We start from the raw sequence: 13,008 nt of genomic DNA, 5'->3' as shown, positions 1-13,008 counted from the left end.
TGCGCTACCAAGCTGCGCTACTCGCCGTCAGTTACTCATTAAGAGTATATTTAAAATGGGGTGGCTAATGGGATTCGAACCCACGACAACTGGAATCACAATCCAGGGCTCTACCAACTGAGCTATAGCCACCATTGTGTTGATAGTGCTGCATTGACTCTGGCGCGCTCGACAAGATTCGAACTTGCGACCTTTGGCTCCGGAGGCCAACGCTCTATCCAACTGAGCTACGAACGCTTTGATTTACATCAATAAGTTATTGCGTCGCAACGGAGGCGTATATTATAGATTTCCATTCCCCTTGTCTAGCACTTTTTCAAAAAAATTTAAAAAAACATCTCATTTGATTTTATTTTATTCAAAACGTGTAATAAATATCAAATATGCTGATTTTTAGAGCTGATTCGTTACATAATAATAAGCATATCTCAGCAAATTGAGTTGTCGTTGCCAACGTGTGGGTTGATGTAATAAGCGATACAACCACTCCAGTCCTAAGTTTTGCCAGATTTTAGGTGCTCTTTTTGCCTTTCCGGTAAAAACATCGTAAGTTCCCCCTACCCCCATATAAAGAGCCTGCGGATATTCTTTATAGACTTTTTGAATAAATAGCTCTTGCTTTGGCGTTCCCATTGCAACACTGATAAATTTCGCTCCACTTTGCTTAATTTGGGTAATAAGAGAGTATTCATCTTCTTCATTAAAATAGCCGTGATGCGTGCCGACAATATTGACATTCCATTTCACTAACTTAGCTTCAACTAACTTTAAATTCTCAGAAGTGCTACCCACTAAAAAAACAGGCACATTCAACTCCCCTGCTTTTTGCATTAGTTTTTCCCATAAATCTGCTCCTGCAATTCTTTCTATTTCCATATTTGGATATTTCTTTTTTACCGACTGAACAATGCTGATCCCATCTGCATAGTTAAACTCAGCGTCAGCAATCACTTGGTGTAGCTGTGGATTTTTTTCTGCATTAATCACTTTTTCCGCATTAATAGCGATCAACCTTCCTTGTTGAATACCCTTCTCATTCATTAAAAAATTGGTAAAAATTTCCTGATTTTTGACCGCTTGCAACTTAATGCCACGAATAATGACGTTATCGAACATCTTGTTTCCCACCTATTAACTTCGCTAATAGCCAACAAACGGCAAAAACAATCGTAAAAAAGAGGAAGCGAGAGACAAAAGCGTCCATTCCCTCTCGGACTAAAACAATCAAGTTGAACAAATTACCGAAACAATACGCCTGAATTAACGCAGAATTGACTGCTTTTCCATAGGTAAAAAAGTTATCTAACATTTTAATCAAAAACGCTACAACCGCCATTCCAATCGCAATCGCTCCAAATCCGCCCATCATATAGAAAGAGCCTAATAATGTGGGTGAAATAGCTAAGCCTGAATGATTCCCCAAAATCACTTTAGTGAAATAATTTGCCGTGTTCCAAGCAATATCCGGGCGTTCTTGCCAAACAGATTGTGGAATATAGACATAAAAATCCCTCACAATCGGCATTAAGCCTTGATATTCCACATCAGAAGATAATAAGCGGGCGAGATTTTCCCAAGGTGAAAAGGTATCTCGGCTCAAATATAAAAAGGTGTAGATCGTTTCACTGGCAGAAAGATTCAATTTATAGCGAGCGAGAGCGAGGAAAAACATTGCGATTACACCACTTAACCCTAGCCAGACTACAGTGGATAGTGAAAGATACTTTTGCTGCAAGCCAATCAGCAAGAAAAATGCCACCGCTAATGCTAAATTTGCCCTTGTACCACCTACGGCGAAATAAGTTAATAAACCAAATAATCCGCCGATAATCAACACCGCCCACCACGCTTTTTTGTTCTTATATAAGAAGAAGAAAATCAGCAGAGCCGGCAATAAAAAGTAGAAAAAACGTTTTAATGCTGAAAGCACGACCCAATCTTTGGCGAATAGCTGGCTATATTTTTCTAATTTAAAGAAGAGAAAACCGTTTAAATAAAGGAAGTAAAATAACGTTGAAATGGCAACTAACGCCAACATACAAGCGGTTATTTTTGCCTGAAAATTTGCAGATTTTGGCTCAAACGGCAGTGAAAAACGGCAACAGTAAGAATAAACGACAAAATAAATGAAATAGCCCACTCCGCTTGTCATAAACACCAACCATTGATGTTCAATGTTTGGGAGTAAGTAATCAAAGCCTAATGCCATTGCGAGAGAAAGCGGGAAGCCTGCGTAAAAGGTAATAAAATAGATCAGACTGAACAGTAAATGGAAAGTAAAGCCCGATTTCTGATAAAGCCGATAAAGTACGGTTAAAAATAGCCCTACGGAAACGAGGTAAAATCCGCCAAGAAACAGTAAATTATTCATTATGTATCAATTCAGTTAATTGTGTTTGCCATAATTTCAGATAAGTTTGAGGAAAAAACGCAATGTTGTTTTTATCCATATTACCTAATTGTTGTTTGGCAGCTTGAATTTTTGAAAATGTCATATTCTCCGCCAACAGATAAGGCACTTGCTCAGCTTGCATATCCAAACCAAACGGATTATTCGGGTGCAGCACGCAGGGAATATTCTGTTGGATCAACAAACAAATCGTACCAATGCCTTGTTGGCGTTCAAAGTCAAAATAGCCGAGATCGCATTGTGAAAGCAATAAAAGATATTCGTCAAAATCCAATTTTTCTCGCAGAATTTGCAAATTTTCCGCTAAAAATAACCGCTTGCCCTCTGCTTCCACTTGCTGAATATAGCATTCATTATTTGCCGGATAGCCCATTGGCACAATAATTCGTACGTTGTTGCCCAAACGCTGCTGGATTTCCTTTAATGCTTGAATATGATTATTAGAAGGATCGCCTGAATTGCCTAATAAAATAGTTAATTGATCATTTTTAACTCTCTGCACGCTATGTCGATCCGGCAATTTCGTTGCGAAATAGATTAACCGATCTTGTTCCGTTCTTGATCTTATACGTCGCCAGAAATAATCCAAATCCCCTCTTGTCGCCCAAATCTGCTTTAACTTACGTTGAGCAAACCGCCTAATTGGATAAAATAACCTAAATTTCCAAGAAGCAGAGACTTCGTATAAATCCGCTCCCCAAATATGCCAGATAATATTTTCTGTTGATAATTTTCCTAACGCAATGGCAAGCCAAACCCACAGATTAAACTGACCGTGTAAGATAAAACAAGCGGTCGGATTTTGCTGATTTTTTGCAATGAGTGCTTGAGCAATTTGTTTTTGAGTAGAAAAAGTCGTTATCTCCAAATCAGGGAAATAGGTTTTAAGCATATCCTTACCCACTACATAAAAATAATGGGAAGAAGGCGGCAACGTAGGTAGCAACTCTTGTTGAAAAAACGTTAAAACACGCTGATTATGGTGTGGAATATCCGAGCCTAAAATATGATAAATCGGTTGCATAACGTTATAATTTCCTTCAGCCAAAAAATACTTCTAATTTTAACAACAATTGACAATTCTGCCGAAATTTCTTTTGCATAAATGCGACTAAAAAACATCACATTTCCAGCTAAAAAAATGCTATGATGTGCGAGTTTTTATTTATTAATTTCGCTACGAGGAATACTTATATTATGTCGAACGCAATCGCTAACGTATCTAAACTCATTCAAGACAATGACATCAAATTTGTCTTATTAAAATTTACTGATATTAAAGGTAAAGAACACGGAGTTTCATTACCTGTCAGTTTGGTCATCAATGATCTTGAAGACTTATTTGAGGAAGGCAAAATGTTCGACGGCTCGTCCGTTGAGGGCTGGAAAGCGATTAATAAAGCCGATATGCTTTTAATGCCAATTGCCGAAACTGCTGTTGTTGATCCTTTCGCTCGCATTCCTACCCTCACTATCCGCTGTTCAATTTACGACCCTAACACAATGCAGTCTTATGACCGCGACCCTCGCTCTATCGCTCAACGTGCGGAAAACTATTTAAAATCTACCGGTATTGCCGACAGCGTGATGTTCGGACCTGAGCCGGAATTTTTCCTGTTTGACGATGTGCGTTTCAGCACCGAGATGAACAATGTCTCATACAAAATTGATGATGTTGAAGCCGCTTGGAATACCAACCGTAAATTTGAAGACGGTAACAATGGCTATCGCCCATTGAAAAAAGGCGGCTACTGTGCGATTGCCCCAATTGATACTGCTCACGATATTCGCTCAGAAATGTGCTTACTGATGGAAGAAATGGGCTTAGTGATCGAAGCTCATCACCACGAAGTGGCAACTGCGGGTCAAAATGAGATCGCAACCAAATTCAACAGCTTAACGTTAAAAGCGGACGAAACCCAAATTTACAAATACATCGTGCAAAATGTAGCGGTTGAACACGGTAAAACAGCGTGTTTTATGCCAAAGCCATTCGCAGGTGATAACGGTTCGGGAATGCACTGTAATATGTCGTTAAGCAAAGACGGCAAAAACGTCTTTATGGGCGACAAATACGCAGGCTTATCTGAAACTGCCCTTTACTATATCGGTGGTATCATCAAACACGCTAAAGCATTAAATGCCTTCACCAACCCAACGACTAACTCATACAAACGCTTAGTGCCGGGCTTTGAAGCTCCAGTATTGTTAGCATATTCGGCAAGTAACCGCTCAGCATCTATCCGTATTCCGGCAGTAACCAGCCCGAAAGCGACTCGTGTAGAAGCTCGCTTCCCAGACCCAATGGCGAACCCTTACCTTTGCTTTGCCGCATTATTAATGGCAGGTTTAGACGGTGTGATCAATAAAATCCACCCGGGCGATGCAATGGATAAGAACCTATATGATTTACCACCGGAAGAGTTAAAAGATATTCCAACAGTTGCTTCATCGTTAGAATCTGCTCTTGATGCGTTAAGCAATGACTTTGAATTCTTAACTCAAGGTGGCGTGTTCACTAAAGATTTTATTGATGCGTATATCGGCATTCGCCGCAAAGAAGTGGAGCGTGTGAATATGACCCCACACCCGGTAGAATTTGAACTTTATTATTCATAATAGAGAACGGCTGAGAATAATCTCAGCCGTTTTTTCATTGTTCGAAAAAGCTTATCACCGCCTCAATAACTCTAGATTGTTCTTGTTCAGTGAAATTATAAAAGAGCGGCAATCTCACTAATCGTTCACTTTCTTTTGTAGTAAAACAATCTTCCCCACTAAATCTGCCAAACTTCCCCCCGGCAGGGCTGGAATGTAACGGTACATAATGAAACACTGTTAAGATCTTTTGAGCTTTCATAAACGCAATAAACGCCGAACGTTCAGCTAAATCTTTCAGTTTCAGATAAAACAAATGCCCATTATGTTGATATTGTTCTTCCGAACTTGGTAGCACTACTCTGCCTGTTTGAGCCAACGGCAAAAAGGCTTGCAAATAGTTCTGCCACAAAGTTAATCGTTTTTGATTAATTTTATCTGCCACTTCAAGTTGAGCATACAAATAGGCAGCTTGAATTTCCGACATTAAAAAACTCGATCCAATATCCTGCCAACGGTATTTATCCACCTCACCACGAAAAAACCGGCTTCGATCCGTGCCTTTTTCCCGTAAAATCTCTGCTCTAGCGATCAATGTCGGATCATTCAACACGATCGCTCCACCTTCACCACCTGCCGAGTAATTTTTGGTTTCGTGGAAACTATAGCACCCGATATGCCCGATTGAGCCTAAGGCTCTGCCTTGATAAAACGCATTAACAGCTTGAGCGGCATCTTCCACTACATAAAGCCCGTGCTTTTCAGCAATCGCCATAATTTTTTCCATCTCGCACGCCACACCGGCATAATGCACAGGCACAATGGCTTTGGTTTTCGGTGTGATTGCTTGCTCGATTTGGTTTTCATCAATATTCATTGTATCAGGGCGAATATCCACAAACACGATTTTCGCCCCACGCAACACAAAAGCGTTGGCAGTAGAAACAAAAGTGTAACTTGGCATAATCACTTCATCACCAGGCTGAATATCCAACAAAATCGCTGCCATTTCTAAGGCTGCCGTGCAAGAAGGTGTGAGTAGCACTTTACTGTGCGTGAGGTTTTTCTCCAGCCACTGTTCGCACAAATGGGTAAATTTACCATTGCCTGATAGCTTTCCGCTCGCCATTGCTTGTTGAATATAGCCAAGTTCCGAGCCAATAATCGGTGGTTGATTGAATGGGATAAGATCTGTATTTTTCATAAATTGCTTGAAATTGCAGGATAAAACCAATAATAGACCGCTTGTATATTTGCCCCTAGAGATTGGTACAACCGAGCAGCCTTCAGATTACTACTTTGCGTAGCAACAAATAACTTATCTACCTGCTGTTGCTTCGCCCAATAGATTGCAGCGTGCAACAACGCAGAACCAATCCCTTGTTGCTGAAAACGAGGCTCTACCGCCAATAAGCCAATTTTAGCTTGCTTGCCGGCTAATAAACGAACAGTAATCGCCCCTTGAAGTTGCCCTAATTCATTTCGTTTAATCAGGCAAATATCATCAAATTCGCCTTTCACTGCATTTTCAATCCACGTTTGATAAAAACGTTGATTTTCCTCTATAGAAAAATAAGGCGGGCGGAAACGGCTATTTGGAAAAGCAGAACCAAATAATGAAATTAACTCAGGCAAATCAGACATCTTTGCTTCACTACAAGCGGTCGGATTTTGCGAAAATTTTACAAGATCGAATGCAAGTTCCACCTCGCCTTCTACAAAGATAAAACCTTGTTTTTGCAGTCGGTCTATGTGAACAAAATTATCAGCCGCTACTTTTGCTTGCACGATTTCTCTGCCGAAAAAATCAGAGAGCCATTTATCCGCCCTTATCATCTTAACCATATCCCTCTGCAATCAAGCAGATATTTTTGTTTCACACGATCAATTGAGATTTGTTTGAATGGTGTATGATCAACCAATAGAACAATAATATCGGCTTGGGAAAGTGCTGTAACAGTATCAACTAATATTACATTTTCTAACGATAAAGTCTGAATATTTGGTTCAACCGCCATCACTCTGCCTTTATGCCATCGAGCTATCTGTTGGGTAATTGCTAGGGCTGGGCTTTCTCGCAAATCATCAATATCCGGCTTAAAGGCTAAACCGAAACAAGCAATGGTTAGATCACCGGGTTTACAATTTTTCTCTACCACACAATCCGCCACAAGGGCTTTGAGTTTTTCTAACACCCATTGCGGCTTGGCATTATTTACTTCCCGTGCAGTGCGAATTAAACGGGCTAATTGAGGCGATTGAGAAACAATAAACCAAGGATCAACCGCAATGCAATGTCCGCCCACGCCAGCTCCGGGTTGTAGAATATTCACTCTTGGATGCTGATTGGCAAGCTCAATGAGCTCCCACACGTTAATATCTAGCTCATCGCAAATCATTGAAAGTTCGTTGGCAAAAGCGATATTTACATCACGAAAGCTATTTTCCACCAGCTTACACATTTCAGCCGTGCGAGCTTGGGTTGAAATACAATTCCCTTTTGCAAAAATTTGGTATAAATCGACCGCTTGTTGGCTGCATTGGGGGGTTAAACCACCAATAATGCGGTTATTTTCCACCAATTCTGTCATTATTCTGCCGGGTAAAACACGTTCAGGGCAGTAGGCAATATGCACATCGGCAGGAAAGGCTAAATCGGAACGAGCTTGGCTTAACCACTCGGCTAATTTTTCTGTTGTACCGACAGGCGAAGTGGACTCAAGCACCACCAAATTCCCTTTGCGTAAATAAGGGGCGATAGCTAAAGCAGCATTTTGCATATAGGAGAGATCGGGCTTTTTCCCTAATAGTGGCGTTGGCACTGCAATAATAAAGGCATCCGCCTCCTCAGGCGTTTGAGTTGCAAAAAAATATCCATTTTTGACCGCTTGTGTAAAGGCTGTTTGCAAATCAGGCTCAATAATATGAATTTTGCCTTGCTTGAGGCTTGCTACAACTTGCTCATTAATATCCACCCCAATTACTTGCTTACCTGCATTGGCAAAAGCCACCGCCGTTGGTAACCCTATATAGCCTAAGCCAATAATACAAATTCGATTAAATTTAGTTTTTTGCATCTTTACCCATTAAAAAGAGAAATGGCACACTACGCGTGTGCCATTTTAATTATACTTCTTCTAATGCTACATTAGTTTTTGCTCTTACTGCAAAACTTAACATAAAGCCGATAAGCAATCCGCCTAATGCTCCAACCATTAACCAAAACAGTCGCTCCGGCGATTCTGCTTTTAGTGGAATAGCAGGCGATTTCACTAAACGATAAGCTTTTAATTGGTTATCCAATGGCTGAACCGAACGCATCATTTGCAATTTTGCCGCCCAGTCTTGATTACCTTTTGTTCCAACATTTAACTCTGAAGCAGTTTTAATTTGTTGGAATAATACCTTCCATTTCGCAATTAAATCGGCGTTTAACTTCTCACGAGCTTGAGTATTTACCAGTGGAATAAAATCCGTTAATAATTTTTGAGCATCTTCTGCATTTTCTAAAGTTAAACTCAGATTATCGGCAGAAGTGGTTACATCTTTTTGGAAACTAAACTGCTCAACCAATTCAGCCGCCACAATCGCTGTCGATTTTTTCTCAACTTGAGCCTTTAGCTTTACCACGTCATTTTCTAATAAGTAAGCTTGAAGCAAATCAGCAGAGTTCAAATTGCGTTGAAATTCCTCATAGGCTTGTTCCACCGCATCTTTCTGGGAAGCTTGGCTACTGAGTTCCGGCGTATTACTACTCAAAAACCGATAAGTAGAAAGCAACGAATAATAATTACCTAAATCAGGAATGCTCGGTTGCTCAAACTGAGCGGTTACTTGCCATTTTTCAGGCTGAGTATAACTCAAACCATAACCGGCACCGCCCCCAATGGCAGCAAATAAAATCAGAACTAAAAAACGATAAAATAGCGTTTTCACAACAATTTCCTTTAAACTTGTTTAGTGCGTTTTGCACGGCGTTTCAAACGGCGAATAAAACGCGTTATACGCCACGCGTGGGTAATTGAATAGGCGTATAAAAAGAACAAACCGATGAACATCAACATCATTACCCATTGGTTCCAGTAATATACTTCGCCCAATATGCCAAGTGTGGCACAAAAACCAGCCCAAAGTGTAATCACTAACAGGGCTTGGCGAGAGGTTAATCCTGCTCGCATCATTAAATGGTGCAAATGCAAGCGGTCAGGTTTGAACGGACTTTTACCTTTTTTCAAACGGCGAATAATTACTGCCACCATATCAATAAGAGGAACGGCAATCAACCATAACCCTGTAATCGGGCTGATTGGTGAGCCTTGTCCCTGCGTGCTTAACAGTAAAATCCAAATAATAGTAAAGCCAATCAGCATACTGCCTGAGTCGCCCATAAATACTTTCCATTTTGCACCGAATAGACTTAAGTTGAACATTGCATACGGCAGTAGTACAAGAATGATAGCAAAACACCAATAGCCTAAAGTTGGCTCATCTTTAATAAACATCAATGTGCCAAGCCCTGCGAAGCTCACACTTGAAAGTCCTGCTAATAAGCCATCAATACCATCAACCATATTGAAGGCATTAATAACACCAATCGTAATGAAAACGGTAAATACAATGCCAAGCCAGCCTAGCTCAATACTAAATGGGGCGATTATCTGCCCTAAACTGCTCAGCGATAAGCCACTGTAAATCATCGCCCCTGCTAACGCGGCTTGAATGCCGGCTCGCAGTAGTGGACTGATGTCAAAGCGATCATCTAACACGCCGATAATCAGCAAAATAGAAACTGCCGTGAGATAAAGCTCCGGCAGTCGCATATCTTGCCACTGCATAAAATAAAAGGTGAGATTACCGATAAATAATGCAATACCACCAATTAACGGGATTAAACCTTGATGGCGTTTACGAAAGTTTGGTTTATCGACTAAACCCACAAATTCCGCCACTGGTCGCATAACGATTAAGGCAAGAAACGAAACGATAAAAACGGTAAGAAAAGTAAGCCACATAGTGGGATTACCTCAAAAAAATGAGCAATAAAATAGATGTTCAGCATAGCACAAGGCAGCAAAGTCGCAAAATTTTTTAGCGAAAATAGGGGCTTTTCAGTACAATAGAGAGCAAATTTATCAAAACTGAAAAGGAATTATTATGTCAATGTCAGAACAACTATTTGAACAAGCCCAAAAAGTGATTCCGGGCGGGGTAAACTCCCCCGTTCGTGCATTCAAAGGTGTCGGTGGCACACCTGTTTTTATTGAAAAAGCCGCAGGTGCTTATATTACGGATAGCGATGGCAAACAATATATCGACTACGTTGGTTCTTGGGGACCAATGGTGCTAGGACATAACCACCCGGCTATTATTGATGCCGTATTAAAAGCCGTGCCAAACGGCTTAAGTTTCGGTGCTCCAACTGCGGCTGAAATCACCCTTGCCGAATTAGTCTGCAAATTAGTACCATCGATTGAAATGGTGAGAATGGTAAGCTCCGGCACAGAAGCTACAATGTCTGCTATTCGCTTAGCTCGTGGCTACACAGGGCGAGATAAAATCATCAAATTTGAAGGCTGCTACCACGGGCATTCTGATTCACTTCTAGTGAAAGCCGGTTCAGGTGCTTTAACACTTGGTCAGCCAAGTGGTCCGGGCGTACCGGCAGATTTTGCAAAACACACGCTTACTTGCACTTATAACGATTTAGATTCGGTAAAAGCAGCATTTGAACAATATCCAAATGAGATCGCTTGTTTAATTGTTGAGCCCGTTGCCGGTAATATGAACTGTATTCCGCCCCAAGAAGGCTTTTTGCAAGGCTTACGTGAGCTTTGTACTCAATACGGTGCAGTATTTATTATTGATGAAGTAATGACAGGCTTCCGTGTCGCACTTGGTGGAGCTCAATCTTACTACGGCGTTACACCTGATTTAACTACACTCGGCAAAATTATCGGCGGCGGTATGCCGGTAGGAGCATTCGGCGGTAAAAAAGAAATTATGGAACACATCGCCCCAACTGGCCCGGTTTACCAAGCCGGCACACTCTCCGGCAACCCGATTGCAATGGCAGCAGGTTTGGCGTGCTTAACCGAACTTTCCAAAGCTGGCAATGAAGAACGCTTAGCCGCTCAAACTAAAGTGTTAGCCGAAGGCTTTAAAGCTCTTGCAGATAAACACAATGTACCGCTTACCGTGCAATACGTTGGCGGAATGTTTGGCTTATTCTTCACCGAACAAAAAGCAGTAAACAACTTCCAAGAAGTAATGAAATGCGATGCCGCCAAATTCAACCGCTTCTTCCACTTAATGTTAGAGCAAGGTGTCTATTTAGCCCCATCAGCATTCGAGGCAGGATTTATGTCTTTAGCTCACAGTGATGAAGATATTGCTCGCACGCTAGAGGCTGCGGATAAGGCGTTTGGGGAGCTTTAAGAAATTTACAAGCGATTGGGTTTTGGGGAAATTTGACCGCTTGTATAGTACAGAATGGCACAAACATAGACACTTAAACTATCAGTATCATTAAAAAAAGCACCCGTAAGAAGACGGGTGCTATCAAGAAGAATAACTTTATATCTTTTAGAACTATAAACTTTATTAAAGGTTAAGCTCGAACTAAAAAGCACCAAGCTTGATAACCATAGTCCTTTGCATATAAGACTTTTGAGGATTTACCACGTACTTTCCGTTGCGGTGTACAAATCCATTTAAAGCCTTTAGGAGCAGGTTTATGCTGTTGCATATTATTTACCTCAAAGGTTTAATTACCTTCACTTGCTCGTAGACAACAACATATCGATTAGTTTAAAATAGCGAACACTTTTTTCAGAAAGTTTGTTCTTCAATATGCTTTGGATATTGCGGAAGGAGAACAATATCGAGTATTGATACGCCAATATCTTTACTCTCCATAAACCCAATCTTTATGATTGGGTTTTTATTTGCCAAATTTAGCTATTCTTGTTTGAGCACATTCATAGCTAACACCGAATAATTCTGCAATATCTCCAACAGACATATCTTGATAGAGTGCTATATAGCTGTCTGGTAATAAAAGTCTTCCTGCAAATTCATTCGCTTGCCATTCTGCATTACAATAAATTTTAGTACTGCTTCCTACTGGGCGAGCTAAACCAATATATTCTTGATGCAATATACCATGCCCAATCTCATGTGCGATAGTAAATCGATCTCTACCATTACCATCACATGCACCATCATAAACACTTTGTCTTAATAGAATATCACCTGTTGGTAACGTTAATCCAAGAATACCTTTCATTTCATTATCTGGAAGTATATGATATTTCTGATATTCAAATTCCAACAAGGCAAGCACATCTATTGCACCATGTTCATTTACCCAATGTGGGTTAGCCTTTCGAATAAACTGAGTAATAGTATCAATTTTTTGTTTAGATAGCGCAGGGACTGAAAACCCCTCTTGATAAAATACAGAACTCATTATTTAACTCCTTTTAATAAGTTCAATAATTCTTGTTTTCTTGATTCATCTAACTCATTGAAATTACGACAAAACGCACCAACTAACATCTGATCTAAGGAATTTTGTGGAATTTCGATAGTACTTTGCTTTCTCGTTGTATCAATAGATCGATATAAATCTTCTTTTTCTTCATCAGTAAAGGTATAACTATTAATTAATTTTTGTTCTATATCTTGGGGAATTGGTTTATTACCATTCTCTATGGATGAAAGAAATGCTGAACTAAAACCTAAAGCATCCGCCATTTGTTTTAGTAAGATATTATGAACCCCTCGATACCCCCTTATAAATTTACCAAAATTTGTTAGTTTCATGATACACTCCTTTACATAAGATAAATCTTAGCTTTCAATCAGCTAAATTAACCTATCAGTTAAAATATTAACATCCAGGTTAATTTAATGCAAATATTACTTATTTAATCAACAATCAAGTGAATATTTTATGAACAAAGCCCCTAGAACTTCCATTCTAGGGGCTTCGTTTAATT

General features: G+C 40.2%; 13 protein-coding genes and 2 tRNA genes. 2 read left to right on the top strand and 13 right to left on the bottom strand.

From position 1 onward, the window contains the following. Positions 1-56: 56 nt before the first annotated feature. From ACJHV0_RS02855 to ACJHV0_RS02835, 5 genes are all read right to left on the bottom strand, one after another. Positions 57-132: transfer RNA gene (locus ACJHV0_RS02855), tRNA-His, on the bottom strand. Between the two features lie 28 nt (positions 133-160). Then, positions 161-237: transfer RNA gene (locus tag ACJHV0_RS02850), tRNA-Arg, on the bottom strand. A gap of 156 nt (positions 238-393) precedes the next feature. Continuing rightward, on the bottom strand, positions 394-1,116 hold the full coding sequence (gene wecG / locus ACJHV0_RS02845; protein WP_483133328.1) for a lipopolysaccharide N-acetylmannosaminouronosyltransferase: 723 nt from the start codon (positions 1,114-1,116) through the stop codon (positions 394-396). After that, positions 1,106-2,371, bottom strand: coding sequence for a WzyE family oligosaccharide polymerase (locus ACJHV0_RS02840; RefSeq protein WP_483133327.1), 1,266 nt, complete (start codon positions 2,369-2,371; stop codon positions 1,106-1,108). The genes wecG and ACJHV0_RS02840 overlap by 11 nt, the downstream gene beginning before the upstream one ends. Further along, on the bottom strand, positions 2,364-3,434 hold the full coding sequence (locus tag ACJHV0_RS02835; RefSeq protein WP_483133326.1) for a TDP-N-acetylfucosamine:lipid II N-acetylfucosaminyltransferase family protein: 1,071 nt from the start codon (positions 3,432-3,434) through the stop codon (positions 2,364-2,366). Before ACJHV0_RS02835 ends, ACJHV0_RS02840 begins: the two co-directional genes overlap by 8 nt. A 173-nt stretch (positions 3,435-3,607) precedes the next feature. On the opposite strand from ACJHV0_RS02835, the gene glnA reads away from it, so the two are divergent. Beyond that, positions 3,608-5,029 carry a type I glutamate--ammonia ligase gene (gene glnA, locus ACJHV0_RS02830; protein WP_334255606.1) on the top strand — a complete coding sequence of 474 codons (1,422 nt, stop codon included), beginning with the start codon at positions 3,608-3,610 and terminating at the stop codon, positions 5,027-5,029. Between the two features lie 34 nt (positions 5,030-5,063). Here the strand turns inward: glnA and rffA are convergent, their stop codons facing one another. Genes rffA through wecA form a run of 5 tightly spaced genes read right to left on the bottom strand, consistent with a single transcriptional unit; the run spans position 5,064 to position 10,020 of the window. Continuing rightward, positions 5,064-6,212, bottom strand: coding sequence for a dTDP-4-amino-4,6-dideoxygalactose transaminase (rffA, locus tag ACJHV0_RS02825; protein WP_483133325.1), 1,149 nt, complete (start codon positions 6,210-6,212; stop codon positions 5,064-5,066). After that, positions 6,209-6,853 (bottom strand): dTDP-4-amino-4,6-dideoxy-D-galactose acyltransferase, encoded by a 645-nt coding sequence (gene rffC / locus ACJHV0_RS02820; RefSeq protein ID WP_483133324.1) that lies wholly within the window; start codon positions 6,851-6,853, stop codon positions 6,209-6,211. The genes rffA and rffC overlap by 4 nt, the downstream gene beginning before the upstream one ends. Further along, complete coding sequence (wecC, locus tag ACJHV0_RS02815) at positions 6,841-8,085, bottom strand: UDP-N-acetyl-D-mannosamine dehydrogenase (RefSeq protein WP_483133323.1); 1,245 nt, start codon at positions 8,083-8,085, stop codon at positions 6,841-6,843. Before wecC ends, rffC begins: the two co-directional genes overlap by 13 nt. A gap of 49 nt (positions 8,086-8,134) precedes the next feature. Then, positions 8,135-8,944, bottom strand: coding sequence for an LPS chain length-determining protein (locus ACJHV0_RS02810; protein WP_483133322.1), 810 nt, complete (start codon positions 8,942-8,944; stop codon positions 8,135-8,137). 11 nt (positions 8,945-8,955) lie between these two features. Continuing rightward, positions 8,956-10,020: a UDP-N-acetylglucosamine--undecaprenyl-phosphate N-acetylglucosaminephosphotransferase gene (gene wecA / locus ACJHV0_RS02805; protein ID WP_283386515.1), complete on the bottom strand. Its 1,065-nt coding sequence runs from the start codon at positions 10,018-10,020 to the stop codon at positions 8,956-8,958. A 142-nt stretch (positions 10,021-10,162) separates the two neighbouring features. Here wecA and hemL point away from each other — a divergent pair, with 142 nt between their 5' ends. Beyond that, the gene (gene hemL, locus ACJHV0_RS02800) at positions 10,163-11,443 is read left to right on the top strand and encodes a glutamate-1-semialdehyde 2,1-aminomutase (protein WP_483133321.1); all 1,281 of its coding nucleotides are present in this window, start codon (positions 10,163-10,165) and stop codon (positions 11,441-11,443) included. Positions 11,444-11,615: 172 nt separating this feature from the next. On the opposite strand, the gene ACJHV0_RS02795 is transcribed toward hemL, so the two are convergent. The 3 genes from ACJHV0_RS02795 to ACJHV0_RS02785 form a co-directional block, all read right to left on the bottom strand. Then, complete coding sequence (locus ACJHV0_RS02795; protein ID WP_200865317.1) at positions 11,616-11,753, bottom strand: hypothetical protein; 138 nt, start codon at positions 11,751-11,753, stop codon at positions 11,616-11,618. A gap of 195 nt (positions 11,754-11,948) precedes the next feature. Then, positions 11,949-12,476 (bottom strand): ImmA/IrrE family metallo-endopeptidase, encoded by a 528-nt coding sequence (locus ACJHV0_RS02790; protein WP_025235152.1) that lies wholly within the window; start codon positions 12,474-12,476, stop codon positions 11,949-11,951. After that, positions 12,476-12,832 carry a helix-turn-helix domain-containing protein gene (locus ACJHV0_RS02785; RefSeq protein ID WP_025235151.1) on the bottom strand — a complete coding sequence of 119 codons (357 nt, stop codon included), beginning with the start codon at positions 12,830-12,832 and terminating at the stop codon, positions 12,476-12,478. Before ACJHV0_RS02785 ends, ACJHV0_RS02790 begins: the two co-directional genes overlap by 1 nt. Positions 12,833-13,008: the final 176 nt, after the last annotated feature.

It is taken from the genome of Mannheimia sp. (genome assembly GCF_056854775.1).
The sequence above is the reverse complement of the archived record's forward strand: the minus strand, read 5'-3'. Positions and strand labels throughout refer to the sequence as shown.